This is a genomic window from Mycobacterium sp. NGS15 (genome assembly GCF_059813245.1).
In genome coordinates this window covers 697,235-711,975 of sequence record NZ_JCALEF010000001.1, presented here as the reverse complement: position 1 = coordinate 711,975, position 14,741 = coordinate 697,235, and the positions used below count along the sequence as shown (strand labels likewise).

Here is a 14,741-nt window from a genome sequence, read left to right as displayed (position 1 = left end):
CCTGTCACGCCTTGGAGGGCCACCAGCTCAGCTTGCCGAAGGCCTGAGCCAGCGTCGGCACCATCAGGGTTCTGACGATGAACGTGTCCAGCAGGATGCCCACGCCGATGATGAACCCCATCTGCACCATCTGATTGACCGACCCGACCATCATGCCCAGCAGGCTGGCGGCGAACACCAGACCGGCCGAGGTGATTACCGACCCGGTCTGACGCACGGTCCGGATGATTCCGAGCCGCATGCCCCGGGCGCTCTCCTCCCGCAGGCGCGAGATGAACAGCATGTTGTAGTCGGCTCCGACGGCCACAATCAGCACAAAGGTCATGGCCGGGACGGCCCAATCCAGCTGTTGCCCAAGGAGAACCTGAAACACCAGCACACCAATGCCCAGTGACGCGATGTAGGTGAGCAGCACCGTGCCCAGCAGGTACAACGGCGCCACCACCGCGCGCAGCAGCAGGCACATCACCAGGAAGATGATGAGCAGTGTGACAACGATGATCTCGCGCAGATCACTGTCGTAGGCCTTCTTCAGGTCGGCATTGATGGCAGGGAACCCGCCCACCGACACCGTGGCCCCGGCCAGCGCGGTGTTGGGCGTCGCCTCGCTGCCGACGCGCTCCATATCGCGGCTCAGCTGCATCGCTTCGGGCCCATAGGGGTTGAGCGGCGACTGCACCAGATACATGGCGGTACGCCCGTCCTCCTGCAGGAATGCCGAGCTCAGCTCCTTGAACCCCGGATTCTGCAACATCGCCCCGGGAATGGAAAAGCCTGATGCCGCCGGTGAATTGGAGTCTTTACTGATGGTCTGCAGGGTCACCGCGGCCTCGCCCATGGACCGCACGGTGTCCTCGAGTTGGGTGTTCAAGTCACGGATCCGCACGCCCATCGTCTTGACGGAGTTCATGTCCACGCCCAGACCCTGTAGTTGCTGGAAGTACACCGATATGCGTTCGAATTTTCGTTCCATCTCGGGCAATTTCGCGACTAGCCCGCGAATCTGCTTGAACTGATTGTTCATATCGCCCAGCAGCTGGGTGACCGTTTTACCGCCGGTGACCGCCCGCACCGATTCCCGCAGGCTTTCTGCCGAGGAGAGCGGACCCGTGTCACGGAGCTCCGCTAGCTGGTTGCGTAGCTTCACACAGTCGGGCTGGACCGGGCAGAACGGGGATTCGGCGAGCGTCTGAGTCAGTGATGCCCCGGCGTCGAGAGCCGAGAAGGTGGCTTCGACCGAAGGGCCCATCGTGGCCAGCTGATCCACCATCCCGGCCACCGTACCCATCTGGGATATCAGCGATTGATACCGGTCAAGCTGCCCCTCAACCTCTTTGGCCATCGACAGCATCTGCGGCATCATCTGCTGCATCCGGGCCAGATCCCCGTCGCCCAGCTCGTTGGTCATGGCCGACATGACATCGGCGAGCGTGGACATCCGTTCGAGCTGCGGACGCAGGTCGGCGTTGACCTGACCGCTGGTCTTGTCGATCTGCGTTCCCATGTACCCGATCTGCCACGCCAACGTGGCCTGGGTGAGCTTGTTCCCATCCGGCCGGGTGATCCCGACGACCTTCCCGACCCCCGTGAGCTGGGAGATCCGCTCGGCCATCTGGTCAAGATCGGCCAGCGCGCGTGGATTGCGCAGATCCGAGGGTGCCTGGATCAGAAGATATTGCGGCATAACCGAATTGGTGGGGAAATGGGCGTTGAGGATGTGCATACCCTGATTCGACTGGGCCGAATCAGGCAGCACCCGCGACATATCGAAACTGGGCCGCATAAAGGGGACGAAGGACGCGGCCGCCAACAGGATCACGATCGCCACACCGAAGACGGGCCAAGGGCGCCGCACGATGGTCACGCCCATGCGGTGCCAATACACCCCCGCCCGGTCGGGCCCTGGCAGTCCCAACCCGCGCGTGGCCGCCAGGCTCAGCGTCGCCGGCAGCAGCGTGGTGACCACGAAGAACGCGACGATCACCCCCATCGACACCGCCGGGCCGGCCGCCGCGAGAAAGGCCAGCTTGGCGGTCAACTGCGCGATGTTGGCGATCGCCACGGTCGCCGCCGTCGCCAGGATGACCCTGGTCATCGAGCCACAGGCATGCGCCAGGGCCTCCGGCGGCTCCTCTCCCGCGCGTATTCGTTCGTGGTACCGACTGACGAGGAACACCGTGTAGTTGACGCTGGCGCCCATCAGCACGGCCATCATCAGCCCGGCGGACACCGAGGACACCGGAACCAGGGCACGATCGGCGAGCCCGGCGATGACACCGCGCGCGATGAGCAGACTCATTCCCATCACCAGCAGCGGCAGCATCGCGGTGAACCACGATCGGAACACCAGCAACAGGATGAGGCCGATGACCACCACGGTCACCGCGCCAATCTTGGGCAGATCGCCCAGTGCGGCGTTGCCCATATCGGTGATGGTCCCCGCCGCCCCGGTGATGTTCGCCGTGGTGGCCGAACCGGCGAAGGTCTGTCTCACCAAATCATCGACCGACCGATATGCCCTCTGCGCCAACGGAGTACCGAGATCCCCGGCCAACCCCGCCATCGCATACCAGGTGGTGCCGTCCTCGCTGAGGACCTGTCTACGTGCCACCGGGTTGTTGCGCATCCGTGGATCACCCAGCTGGTCCTGGACGAAGGTGACGTACTCCTTGTTTCCGCCCAGCCGATCGATCAGCGCGGAGTACCGGGCCTGTGCATCGGCGTCGAATCCCTTGTCGCTATGCATCACGATGATGACGGCGTTATCGATGCCAGGGCGGCCGAACGCCTTTCCCATCTCTTTCATCGATGCCAGTGCCGGGCTCACCTCACCCGTCGGAAGCGGACTGACCGAGTGCTCGTTGGCCACCCGCTCCAGTTGTGGCCAGGCGGTGTTGACGAGAACTCCCACCGCTATCCAGGCCAGAATCACCAACTTTGCGTGCTTGGCCACCAGGCGTCCTGCCCGCTCGAACGCCGGGCTGTATTGGTGCGACATGGTCAGCTCCTCAGATCAACGGCGGGAAGGTGACACTCGGCATGCCCGGCACACCGGTCATCGGCATCACGGTGTAGCGCAGGGTGAAGGCTCCACCGAGGTCGTCGCCGACCACGAGCACGGTGTACTTGTTGTTGAGGTAGGCGTCCTGGCCCATCACGGTTTGATGTTCGAATCCGGCGTCGGTCAGCAGCTTGCCCGCTGTGGCCGTGGCCGACGCGTCGACACCGCTGACCGCCAGGGTTCGAGAATCGCCCTGGGCGTCTTGGCGATACGTGCCTTTGATGACAGGGATGTCGCGTGGAAAGTCCGCAGGCAGAATGCTGACGCCGGGTGGGGGCGGCGGAATGGGTGTGATCGGCGGATACGTGGTGCGCTCCACGGCGCCGCCCACGAAATCCGACATAGAGCAAGCACCCACGGCTTGCGTCGTCACTGCGGCGGCAAACACGAGTACCGCGACATGAACGCTTCGTTGCGTCATGACGGGATACTACAAAGGCTTTGCCCTTAGTGCTAGCCCCTGCTAACTAAAGCTAGCCCGAATTAGCTCAGCGCCCGATCCAGGTCTGCGATGAGGTCCTCTGTGGACTCCAGGCCGACCGACAAACGCACCACGCCGTCGGAGAGCCCGATCGCCGCACGGCCCTCCGGCCCCATGGCGCGGTGGGTCGTGGTGGCGGGGTGAGTGATGAGCGACTTGGAGTCGCCCAGATTGTTCGAGATGTCGATGAGCGAGGTCCCGTCGAGTACCTCGAAGGCACGCTGCTTACCCGCGTCGCCGTCGGCGTCGAGCTCGAAGGTGACCACGGTGCCGCCGCCGCTCATCTGCCGCTTGGCCAGCTCGTACTGAGGATGGCTCGGCAGGAAGGGGTAACGCACCCAGCGCACCGCGGGATGCTGTTCCAGGAACTGCGCGATCTTGGAGGCTGATTCGTTGGCATGTCGCACCCGAAGATCGAGCGTTTCAAGGCCTTTCACGAGTGTCCAGGCATTGAACGGGCTCAGTGCGGGCCCGGTGTGACGCATCAGCGTCTTGACGGGGCCCTCGATGTATTCGGCTTCACCCAGGATGGCGCCACCGAGCACCCGGCCCTGCCCGTCGATGTGCTTGGTGCCGGAGTAGACCACCACATCGGCACCCAACGGGATGCCCTGTTGTAGCAGCGGTGTCGCAAAGACGTTGTCCAGCACCACCTTTGCACCTGCGGCATGCGCCAGCTTGCACACCGCCTCGATGTCTACGAGCGATTGCATGGGATTGGAAGGGGTTTCGAAGAAGACGGCCTGCGTGGGAACGGATAGCGCCTCTTCCCACTGGGAGAGGTCCTCGCCGTCGACGAACACGGTCTCCACACCCCAGCGGGGCAGGATCTCGTTACACACCACGAAACAGGAACCGAACAAACTCCGCGCAGCGACAAGTCTGTCACCAGCACCGAGTAACGCGCCCAGTGCTGTGAAGACCGCCGACATACCGGTTGCCGTCGCAAATGCTGCCTCGGCGCCCTCGATAAGCCGCAACCGCTCCTCGAACATGGAGATCGTCGGGTTGCCGTATCGCGAGTACACATACCGGTCGACCTCGCCGGTGAAGGCACGTTCCGCGGCAGCCGCACTCTCGTAGACATACCCGGAGGTCAGGTACATCGCCTCGGCGGTTTCCTCGAACTCGGAGCGCAGCAGCCCGCCGCGCACACCGATGGTCGCCTGGCTCACGCCGTCGGGCAGTGCCTTGGGAATCCGCACCGACGGGATACCGTCCGGCGTCTGGCTCATGACTGCCGCCATGGCAGACCGATGGCCCGCCAGCCGACGCCGCCACGGTGCCCGTTCTCGTCGAGGTTGCCCTCGAATCCGTCAAGCACGTTGTAGGACGGGGCGATTCCCGCCTCGGTGGCCAGTTCCGCCGAGCCGATCGACCGGTTACCGGACCGACACAGGAACACCACCGGACGACTGTCCCCCTGAGAAGGCCCGGTGACACCCGCAGCCGCCAGCTCGTCCAGGAACTGTTCATTGCGTTCGCCGTTGGAGCGCACCCACTCGACGTACACGACATCGCGGCCGAGTTCGGTCAGGTCGGGAACCCCGACCCACTTCCACTCCGCCGACGTGCGCACATCGACCAGCACGGCTTCCGGGTTTTCCTTCAGCAGCGCCCACGCCGCCTCGGGGGTGATATCTCCTGCGTAGCCCACAAAGAGCCAGTGTATTGGTTGCGATGAACCGCTTGCGTGAAGACCTTCAGTACTGACTGCAGACCCTCCACGAGCCGTCTTCCTTGGCGAAGGAGACGTCCGCGGTGAGCTTGTTGTCCTCGGATTTCATGTAGTGATAGGTCACCGTGGCGGTAGCGGTATCCCCGCTGACCTTCACGTCCTTGACGTCGTCCACGTACCGGTTTCCGTGCGATGCCTCGGATTTCTCCTGTGCGGCAATCACATTCTTTTCCGGCGCGACAATGGCCCGACAGGTGTTCGCCGCATAGTCGGCGTATGTGCGGCGCTGCAGCGCGTCGTTCTGCGCGATGACTGACTGCCCCACCCTGCCTTCCTCGGTAAGGCCGTCGCCCGTCCGGAAGAACGTCGATATCGCGATACCGATCACCACGATTCCAAAGATCGCGGCCCCGGCGATGAACGGTGCCGGGCTCCCGGTGTCCTCGCGATCCGCTGCCTGCTCGTCGGGTGTCACCGCAGATGCCGAGCGACCTGTTGTGCACGGCTCAGCGCCAACGCGGTGTTGGGCGCGGTCGCCAAGGCCACGCCGACACGGCGACGCCGGTGGATCTCGGAATGCCCGAACATCCGAAGATCGCTCTCAGGTATCTGTAGCGCCTCGTCGAGCTGCCGCGACGACGGACCATGACCGTCGCCGTAGACCACCTCGGCGGCCGCCGGTGACACCAGAATGGTGTCGATCGGCACACCCAGTACCGCGCGCGCGTGCATATCGAACTCGGAGAGCCGCTGTGATCGCACGGTCACCAGCCCGGAGTCATAGGGCCGCGCACTCACATCGCAGAAGTACACCTCGTCGCCGCGGACAAACAATTCAACCCCGTAAACACCATGCCCGCCAAGGGCATTGACCGCTCTGGCGGCAATCGACCGGGCCAATTCCAGCGCCGCCTGGCTCAGCGGCTGCGGTTGCCACATCTGCAGAGCATCGGTTCCGCTCTGCCGGTGTGCGATGGGTTCGCAGAAATACAGTCTGGTAGCACCGCCCACCCCGGCCGTTCGCACCGTGAGCAGCGTGATCTCGTAGTCGATCTCCACGGCGGTTTCCACCAGCACCCGCTGGTTGCCTCCGATGTTCGACGCGACGGCCTGATCCCATGCCGGTTCGGCATCGCTGCCACGCAGCACCACCGATTGGCCTTGGCCGTACGCCGCCGACACCGGACGTATCACCGCCGGGAAGCCCGCGGTCTCCAGCACCTTGTGCAGCTCCTCGACCGAGTTCGCGAACCAGTACGAGGGTGTGGGCAGACCGAGGTCCTCGGCGGCCATACGCCGCATCGCCTCGCGATCTCCGGCCAGCCGCACCGCTTTGGCGGTCGGAATCACCTGGGTGAGCTTGCCGTCGGCCAATCTGTCGAGGGCCTCGCCCGACGCCGTCTCGACCAGTGGCACCACGAAGTGGGGCCGTTCCTTCTCGATGAGCTCGAAAAGGCTCTCCGACTCACCAATCGGTGCGAGCACCGAGCGGTCCGCCGCGCTATGGGCCGGTCCGCCGTCGCCGGTGTCCACCACAACCACTTCGGCACCCAGCCGCTGGAAGGAGATGGCCAGCTCCCTGGCCAGTTCACCGGCCCCCAGCAGCATCACGGTGGTGCGGTTCGCGGCGGACGATTCCGGTACCTCCGGTACGGGGGCCTCGGTCCTGGCCACTTCGGGGACGGGTTTCACGCTGCTGGCGGATTTAGCGGCCTTGGCGGACTTCGCGCCATTGGTGGCACGAACGGCGTCCTCGGTCACCGGCGCCGCCTCGGCGGGCCCGGGCTCGGCGGTGTCGGTTGACCCCGTCGCCCCATGCTCGCTGGGGGGCGAACCCTCCTGCGTCACCACGATGCCTTCCACGCCTTCCGGTCGATCTGTTGCCCTATTGGACCGTGCCTAGCGTGCCAGATTGCCACACATCCTCAACCGAGAGTGCTGTGGACATAACACCAGCGCCAATCCTCGCCCGGTTCGTGTGAACGCATCACCGGATGACCCGAGGCGTGAAAATGTGCGGTGGCGTGCTGATGGGGGCTGGAATCACAACAGCTGACCCGGCCGCATTCCAGACACAGCCGCAAATGGGCCCACACCTGCTCGCCCAATGCCGCGCAGTCCTCGCACTGGCCGGGTGTCCGGGGTTGTGGGTCTTGTCCGGTGGCGGCCGCCAGCTCCGGGCACGGTTCCTGTCCCCGTGCCGACCCGGGCGCAGCAGATCCACGCCGAAACAGCCGCTTCATATTTGCCCTCTCAACGTGCCCGCCTAGGTGCCAGAACCGCTCTCCGCACAGAATACGAAGGTGAACGTTTCCCTGCTGGCGGTACTCACGGCCGCCCTGGTACTGGCCGCGATTTCCCGGCGATTCGGGCTGCCCACGCCGTTGGTGCTGGTCGTGGCCGGATTGGCGGCCGCCGCGATCCCCGGGTTGCCGCCCATCGAGATGGATCCGGACCTCGTGCTGTTCGTGATCCTGCCGCCACTGCTGTACACGACGGCGCTGGAAAGCTCCTACGTCAACCTGCGCAAGAACATGCGGGCGGTCAGCAGCCTGGCCGTGGTGCTCCCGCTGGTCACCACCGTCGCGGTGGGCTTCGTGGCGTTCTACGCCGTTCCCGAACTGCCGCTCGCCGGCGCGATGGTGCTCGGCGCCATCGTGGCACCGCCCGACGCGGTATCGGCCACCGCGATCGGCCGGCGCCTGGGACTGCCGCGCAACATCATGACGCTGCTGGGCGGCGAGAGTCTGCTCAATGACGCGACCGCCCTCACCGCGTATCGGGTGGCGGTAGCCGCGGCGATCGGGCTCGGCGCCACCCTGGCCGACGGGCTCAAGATCTTTGCACTCGCGGCCGTCGGTGGGGTGCTCGTCGGGTTTGTCATCGGCAAGTTGGTCAACGTCATCCGGTGCAAACTCGATGACCCGCTGTCCGAGAGCGCGATCGGACTGGTGGTGCCGTTCTTCGCGTACCTGCTCGCCGAGGAGATTCATGGCTCCGGCGTGATCGCCGTCGTGGTCGCCGGGCTCATGCTGGGACACCGCTCGGTGCACGCCGGATACGCCACCCGGCTCCAGGACGACGCGGTGTGGAAGGCCGTGCAGCTGCTGCTGGAATCCTTCGCGTTTCTACTCATCGGGTTGCAGCTGCCCAAGGTCGTCGAAGGACTACGAGGCCTGTCCTTCGCCACCATCGTGCTGTCCTCTATAGCGGTGCTGACCACGGTGATCGTGGTGCGCATCGTGTTCGTGTTCGCATTCGCCTACCTGCGGCCACCCGGCCAACGCCCCTCGGCGCGTGGGGTTTTCGTGGTGGCGTGGGCCGGGATGCGTGGCGTGGTGTCGCTGGCGATGGCCTTCGCGGTGCCGCTCACCACCATCACCGGTGAGCCACTGCCCGGGCATCCGCACATCGTCTTCCTCACCTTCGTCGTGGTGGTGGGAACGCTTCTGTTGCATGGGCTTACCCTGCCGTGGGTGATCCGGGTGCTCGGCGTGCAAAGCGATGACGAACGCAAGGACGCACTCGCCGAGGCGGCCGCTCAGGACAAGGCCGCCCGTGCGGCCGCGGACCGTCTCGAGGAACTCCTCGATGACCATGACGGCATCGAGGACACCAACGTGCGCAGCCGGGCCGCGGAAATCCTGCGGCACTGGAACACCCGTCGCCGCAATGCGGCATGGGAGCGTCTTGGACGTAGCGATGAGGACGCCGGTGAGAGCCCCATGGCGGCATTCCGGAACCTGCGGCTGGAGATGCTCGAGAAGGAGCGTGAGGTCTTCATCGCCGAACGCGACGCGGGCAACATCGATGACGAGGTGCTGCGCACCGTGCTCCGTGGACTCGACCTCGAAGAGGCCACCATGAATCAGGCCGACCGCTAGGTTTCACCCTCTCATTGGTGCTCGGCGTGCAGTGAACACCCGACGGATTGCGGGAATGCCGCACCCGGCATGGTTCGGAGTGGGCCGCGAATGAGGTTGGCCGCGCACCGGTCCATCCTCGGTTTCCGGCCACACCAGATGTAGCGGGTACCGTGACAGATCGCAGTCGCGCCCCGCTGCCGGTCGTAGGACCGTGCCCGTACGTTCCAGAAAGTCACCTAAATGTCTGCTGCCCAAACGCTTTCGCTCATCATGCTGATTGTCGTGCTGGTGGCCGCGATCTGGCGCCGGATGAACATCGGCGTGCTGGCCCTCGGTGCCGCGTTGCCCGTCCTCGCGCTCTCAGGGCTGGACGTGAAGGCAATGTACGCGACATTCCCAGGCGATATCTTCGCGCTGATCGTCGGGGTCTCGCTGTTGTTCGCGCACCTGGAGCGAAGTGGCGCCCTCGGCTGGTTCGTCGAATTGGTGTACAGGGCCGTGGGCGATCGTCACGCCATGCTGCCGTGGGCAGGCTTTCTTGTCGGCGCCATGCTGTCCACGGTGGGCGCGTTCTCGACGGCCGTCATCGCGTTCCTCGTGCCGCTGGTGGCGCACGTGGCCGTGAGGTACCGCAACAGCTTCTATCTGTGCGAGCTGGGCGTGGTGATCGGGGCCAACAGCGCCGGCCTCTCCCCTCTGAACCCGACAGGTGCAGTAGTCCGCGCCGCCGCATCCAAGTTTCACGTCAGCTATCCGGGATGGGCCCTCTGGGCTGTCTCCATGGTGGTCGCGGTCCTTGTGGTGCTATGCCTGCAGCTGCTCGACGCGTTTCGGCGCAGCAGCGGCCGAGGTTTCGACCTCACTCCGGCACCGGCTGCTACCGCTGAAACCGATGCGGCCGAACGACCCTCACTTCGATATGCCTGGTGCGCCGGCCTGGCGCTGCTGACCTTCGTGCTACTCGTGGTCATCGTCAAAACCGATGTCGGGGTGACAGCTATAGCCCTGGCCGCACTGCTGCAGATCGCATTCCGCCCACAGGAGCGGTCACTGCTCGCCCGGATCCCATGGCCCAGCATCCTGCTGCTGTGTGGCCTGCTCACCTACCTCGGGTTGATGCAGAAGATCGGCACCATCGATTCGATCGCGAGCGTCTTGCATCGCCTCGGGACGGGCGCGGTTCTCATCCTCGTACTCGCGTATTTGACTGCCCTGCTATGCAATATCGAAAGCTCCACACTCGGAGTTCTCGGGCTGATGATGCCCGTCGTGTTCTCCACCTTCACCGAGCCGGCCCAGATGTTCTGGGTGGTGTGCGCGGTCTGCGTGCCCGCCGCGTTGATGGTGATGAATCCGATTCACGTGGCAGGCACCCTGATCATCGGCAACAGCGCAGTCGAAGAACAGGACAACCTGTTCCGGAGGCTGCTGGCCCTCGCGGGAAGCCTGGCGCTGGTGGTGCCCGGGCTCTTGTCGATCGTTCCCATCGCGCTCGCATGAGGCGTGGATCGTCGTCATCGACAGGCGGCCACTAGGGCTGGCCGGGCAGTAGCTGCACCATCAGCCCATTCGCATCGGCCAGCACCGCCCCCTGCGCGTCGTAGAGCTCCGCGGAGACGAAGGCCTTGCGACGATCCACCTCGTCGATGCGGCTGCTCGCCGTCAGCGGCACGCCGACCGGCACCACCTGGCGATAGTTGACATGCAAGAAGGCCGTGCGGCTGATGGTGCGGCCCGCCATGATCACCGTCATGCCGAAGAGGTGATCGAACAGCAACGGCAGGATCCCGCCGTGCACGGCGCCGTTACCGCCGAGGTAGAACCGCGGGAAGTCGCCGTGAGCCTCGATACCGTCCGGGCCCGCCTGGTCGATGAACCACGGCGGCAGCAGCAGATGCCCGTTGGCGGGTTCGTCGGCGACTCGGTTGGCGGGTCCGACGCCTTCGGGCGCCTCGTATGGGTCCATCAACTCGACGAGCTTCTCGGTGAGATCGGCCGCCTCATCCCAGCGCGGATCGTCCATATCGGCGGATACCGCCAGATCCTGCAGCCGCCGCACGGCGGTCAGGAAACGCCCGAACCCCGGCCCCACCGAGGACGGCGAGTACTGCGGGAAACCCCCGCCACGGATTTCACGGATCGCCCGATTCATCTCTTCATGCAGTGCGGCGAGTCTGTCCCCGTCGGCGGTCATGACCTCGAGAGTATGTCCCGCCGCACGATCGTCTGATCCCGGCCCGGGCCGACGCCGATGCACGACATCGGCGCACCGGCCAACTCTTCGAGCCGCAGCACGTAGTCCTGCGCCTTGGCCGGCAGATCGCCGAACTCGCGGGCAGCGGAAATATCCTCCCACCAACCCGGAAGCTCTTCGTAAACCGGTGTGGCGCGGTAGATCTCGCTCTGTGTCATCGGCATCTCGTTGGTGCGCTTGCCGTCCACCTCGTACCCGACACAGATCGGGACGGTCTGCAGGCTGGACAGCACGTCCAGTTTCGTCAGGAAGTAGTCGGTGATGCCGTTGACTCGAGTGGCATACCGGGCGATGACAGCGTCGAACCAGCCGCAGCGCCGGGCACGCCCGGTGGTGACGCCCACCTCGCCGCCGGTTTTGGCCAGGTAGGCGCCGTGCTCGTCGAACAGTTCGGTGGGGAACGGACCCGAGCCCACCCGCGTGGTGTACGCCTTGAGAATTCCGAGCACGGTGGTGATCCGGGTGGGGCCGATACCGGATCCTACGGACGCACCGCCCGCGGTTGGATTCGAGGACGTCACAAAGGGGTACGTGCCGTGATCGACGTCGAGCAAGGTGCCCTGCGATCCCTCCAGCAGCACCGTCTCACCACGTTCCAGTGCCTGGTTGAGCTCAAGACGCGCGTCGGCGATGCGGTGCTTGAATCCCTCGGCCTGCTCCAGCACGCCATCGACCACCTGATCCGGGTCGAGCGCCTTGCGGTTGTAAATCTTGACCAGCATCTGGTTCTTGATTTCCAGTGCGGCGTGGACCTTCTGACGCAGAGATTCCTCGTCGAGAACATCGGCGACCCGGATCCCGATGCGCGCCACCTTGTCCTGATAACAGGGACCGATACCGCGGCCAGTGGTGCCAATCTTCTTGGATCCCAAGTACCTTTCGGTGACCTTGTCGATCGCGACGTGATACGGCATCAACAGATGGGCGTCCGCGGAGAGGATGAGACCCGAGGTATCGATACCCCGCTGCTCCAGACCGGCAAGCTCGGTAAGCAGGACGCCGGGATCGACAACGACCCCGTTCCCGATGACGTTCGTCACTCCCGGGGTGAGGATTCCCGAGGGGATGAGGTGCAGGGCGAAGTTCTCGCCGTTGGGTAAGACGACGGTGTGTCCGGCGTTATTACCGCCTTGGTAGCGGACTACCCATTGAACCGAGCCACCGAGCAGGTCGGTTGCCTTGCCTTTCCCCTCGTCACCCCACTGGGCGCCGATCAGGACTATTGCCGGCATGTGTGTTCTCTGCGCTTCCCTGTTGGCAGCACACACAGTCCTTCCGGCTGGGCGAAGGCGGCGCGACGCTGCGCGTGCAAAATGTTGTTCAGCCGGTGAGCCACTGTATCGCAAAAGCGCAAGCATGCGAGGGCACCGTACGTATTCACCACCGACGAAGGAGATCCATCGTGAGTACCCCGGGCGGCAGCGAAACGGCGCCCGCGCGGGTTTTGCTGTTCGGTGAACGCCGGCTGCCCCGCGCTCTGCGTGACCTCCTCGTGGACAGGGTGCAGGATTCCGACGCCGTGCGCGCGCTCGTGGACACCCTTGCCGACGGTGCGACGCGGCTCATCGTGGTCGGCGCAGATGCCGATCTCGGACAGGTGCTGACCCGGCTGATGCGCGCCGAAAGGCTGGACGTGGAACTGGGTTTTGTACCGGACCGCCGTTCGCGGACACGCCGGATCTACCGGATCGGGGTCGGTGCGGCACGGCGGGCCCGCAAGGGCCAGGCACGCCGGGTGCCGCTTATCCGGGATGACACCGGCACCGCCCTCGCCGGACGTGCCTCATGGCAGAGCCACGATGGCGGCGGGGTCACCGGCGAGGCCACCGTCGATGACACCCTGCTGTTCGCGGGCATCGCCACCGTCGATGTCGAACCCATGGAGTCGCTGCCGGGCCTGCGGGCCTCCGTACGAGGCCGAGCGCGTCTGGTTCCCCGCCGCTGGGTCACCGGACGGGCCGCCCAGCTGGGCTCCGAGGGGGCCGTCGTCGTCCGTGACGGTATCTCGGGCCCTCGTCCCGTCACCCGGTCCACGTTCTATCGGCACCAAACGGGCTGGTTGCTCGTCGGGTAGCTTTTGCCCGTGAACGTCACGCAGTCGGTCCGGCCCAGCCCTGTTTTTCTCGCGCTCCTCACACTCACCATCGCCGGGGCGGTGCTCGCGTGGCTCGGCGGCAATTCGACCGAGCCGCTGGCGCGTGGTGGCGTGTTTGTCTTCGTGTTCGCCGGTTGGGTGGTCTCGCTATGCCTGCACGAGTTCGGGCATGCCTACACCGCCTGGCGCTTCGGCGATACCGGCGCACGCGGATATCTGACGCTGAACCCGCTGCAGTACACCGATCCGGTGCTCTCCATCGTGCTGCCCCTCGTGTTCATCGCACTCGGCGGCATCGGGCTTCCGGGTGGCGCAGTGTACGTGCACACCGCGGGCATGACCAACCGGCAGCGCACTCTGGTGAGCCTGGCCGGGCCGAGCGCGAATGCCGTACTCGCGGTGCTAATTCTGGGAACGACCGCGCTTTTCGCCGACCGCGACCATGTGGTGTTCTGGGCGGCGATGGCCTACCTCGGATTTCTTCAGGTGACGGCGGTGGTGCTCAACCTGCTGCCGGTGCCGGGACTGGACGGCTACGGTGCGCTCGAACCCCATCTGAGCCCGAACACCCAGCGCGCGCTTGCCAATGGCAAGACGTTCGGATTCTTGATCCTGTTCGTGCTGCTGATGTCGCCGCCGATCAACAGGGCATTCTTTGACGCCGTCTGCTGGATCGTCGCGTCATTGGGCGTCGACCCAGATCTCTCCCGCGTGGGCGGTTGGCTGTTCCGTTTCTGGGGCAAGCTGCTCTAGCCGAGCCCTCCCTCCGCGTCGACACGCCGCCTGGTGGCAGGTTCGTATCGCACACTGCCGCCGTAACACGGCGTGTCGACGGAAGTGACGTCAGGACCGAAGCAGCGCGGGCCGGGCCGCCGGATCGCAGTCGTCGAGCAGATCACAGCACCGTGCGTACTCGTGGTCCTCACCGATCAACTGGGCGGCACGCGCGAGGGCCGCCACCGCCCGCAGGAAGCCACGATTGGGCTCATGCGAATACGGCACCGGACCAAAGCCCTTCCATCCGTTCCGTCGCAACTGGTCCAGGCCGCGGTGATACCCGGTACGCGCGAAGGCGTACGCCGTCACGGTGCTGCCCACGGAGCCGTCACCGTCCAGCGCGTTCTCGGCCAGTTCGGCCCAGGCGATCGAGGCGGACGGGTACGCCGCCGCCACCGCGGCGGGATCTTGGCCATTGAGCAGGGCGGATTCGGCGTCCTCGTCTCCGGGTAGCAGCACCGGCTCGGGACCCAGCAGATCATGCATTGGACTCATGGATCCCATTCTGACGCGAACCGCCTCCCGCGAT

General features: G+C 65.2%; 14 protein-coding genes. 4 read left to right on the top strand and 10 right to left on the bottom strand.

Annotated features, from left to right (window positions below; all coding sequences use genetic code 11):
• Positions 1-4: 4 nt before the first annotated feature.
• From AC5Y5C_RS03365 to AC5Y5C_RS03335, 7 genes are all read right to left on the bottom strand, one after another.
• Positions 5-2,998, bottom strand: a complete 2,994-nt coding sequence (locus tag AC5Y5C_RS03365; RefSeq protein ID WP_499968961.1) for an MMPL/RND family transporter — start codon at positions 2,996-2,998, stop codon at positions 5-7.
• 10 nt (positions 2,999-3,008) lie between these two features.
• Positions 3,009-3,482: a hypothetical protein gene (locus tag AC5Y5C_RS03360; protein WP_499968959.1), complete on the bottom strand. Its 474-nt coding sequence runs from the start codon at positions 3,480-3,482 to the stop codon at positions 3,009-3,011.
• Positions 3,483-3,544: 62 nt separating this feature from the next.
• Positions 3,545-4,777, bottom strand: coding sequence for an O-succinylhomoserine sulfhydrylase (locus AC5Y5C_RS03355; protein WP_499968957.1), 1,233 nt, complete (start codon positions 4,775-4,777; stop codon positions 3,545-3,547).
• Positions 4,774-5,199 (bottom strand): rhodanese-like domain-containing protein, encoded by a 426-nt coding sequence (locus AC5Y5C_RS03350; protein WP_499968956.1) that lies wholly within the window; start codon positions 5,197-5,199, stop codon positions 4,774-4,776. Before AC5Y5C_RS03350 ends, AC5Y5C_RS03355 begins: the two co-directional genes overlap by 4 nt.
• Positions 5,200-5,245: 46 nt before the next feature.
• Positions 5,246-5,695, bottom strand: coding sequence for an Rv0361 family membrane protein (locus tag AC5Y5C_RS03345; protein ID WP_499968955.1), 450 nt, complete (start codon positions 5,693-5,695; stop codon positions 5,246-5,248).
• A complete protein-coding gene (purT, locus tag AC5Y5C_RS03340) occupies positions 5,692-7,083 on the bottom strand; it encodes a formate-dependent phosphoribosylglycinamide formyltransferase (protein WP_499968953.1) in 1,392 nt (463 codons plus the stop codon). Before purT ends, AC5Y5C_RS03345 begins: the two co-directional genes overlap by 4 nt.
• Before the next feature lie 62 nt (positions 7,084-7,145).
• Complete coding sequence (locus AC5Y5C_RS03335; RefSeq protein WP_499968952.1) at positions 7,146-7,463, bottom strand: UBP-type zinc finger domain-containing protein; 318 nt, start codon at positions 7,461-7,463, stop codon at positions 7,146-7,148.
• A gap of 60 nt (positions 7,464-7,523) precedes the next feature.
• Here AC5Y5C_RS03335 and AC5Y5C_RS03330 point away from each other — a divergent pair, with 60 nt between their 5' ends.
• Positions 7,524-9,104 (top strand): Na+/H+ antiporter, encoded by a 1,581-nt coding sequence (locus AC5Y5C_RS03330; RefSeq protein ID WP_499968950.1) that lies wholly within the window; start codon positions 7,524-7,526, stop codon positions 9,102-9,104.
• Positions 9,105-9,326: 222 nt separating this feature from the next.
• A complete protein-coding gene (locus AC5Y5C_RS03325) occupies positions 9,327-10,586 on the top strand; it encodes an SLC13 family permease (protein ID WP_499968948.1) in 1,260 nt (419 codons plus the stop codon).
• A gap of 31 nt (positions 10,587-10,617) precedes the next feature.
• Here the strand turns inward: AC5Y5C_RS03325 and AC5Y5C_RS03320 are convergent, their stop codons facing one another.
• Both AC5Y5C_RS03320 and AC5Y5C_RS03315 read right to left on the bottom strand, forming a co-directional pair.
• A complete protein-coding gene (locus AC5Y5C_RS03320) occupies positions 10,618-11,280 on the bottom strand; it encodes a PaaI family thioesterase (RefSeq protein WP_499968946.1) in 663 nt (220 codons plus the stop codon).
• Positions 11,277-12,572, bottom strand: coding sequence for an adenylosuccinate synthase (locus AC5Y5C_RS03315; protein WP_499968944.1), 1,296 nt, complete (start codon positions 12,570-12,572; stop codon positions 11,277-11,279). Before AC5Y5C_RS03315 ends, AC5Y5C_RS03320 begins: the two co-directional genes overlap by 4 nt.
• Positions 12,573-12,742: 170 nt before the next feature.
• On the opposite strand from AC5Y5C_RS03315, the gene AC5Y5C_RS03310 reads away from it, so the two are divergent.
• Both AC5Y5C_RS03310 and AC5Y5C_RS03305 read left to right on the top strand, forming a co-directional pair.
• On the top strand, positions 12,743-13,414 hold the full coding sequence (locus AC5Y5C_RS03310; protein ID WP_499968942.1) for a peptidase M50: 672 nt from the start codon (positions 12,743-12,745) through the stop codon (positions 13,412-13,414).
• A gap of 9 nt (positions 13,415-13,423) precedes the next feature.
• Positions 13,424-14,188: a site-2 protease family protein gene (locus AC5Y5C_RS03305; RefSeq protein ID WP_499968941.1), complete on the top strand. Its 765-nt coding sequence runs from the start codon at positions 13,424-13,426 to the stop codon at positions 14,186-14,188.
• Between the two features lie 90 nt (positions 14,189-14,278).
• Here the strand turns inward: AC5Y5C_RS03305 and AC5Y5C_RS03300 are convergent, their stop codons facing one another.
• A complete protein-coding gene (locus AC5Y5C_RS03300) occupies positions 14,279-14,707 on the bottom strand; it encodes a DUF3151 domain-containing protein (protein WP_499968939.1) in 429 nt (142 codons plus the stop codon).
• Between the last annotated feature and the right edge of the window lie 34 nt (positions 14,708-14,741).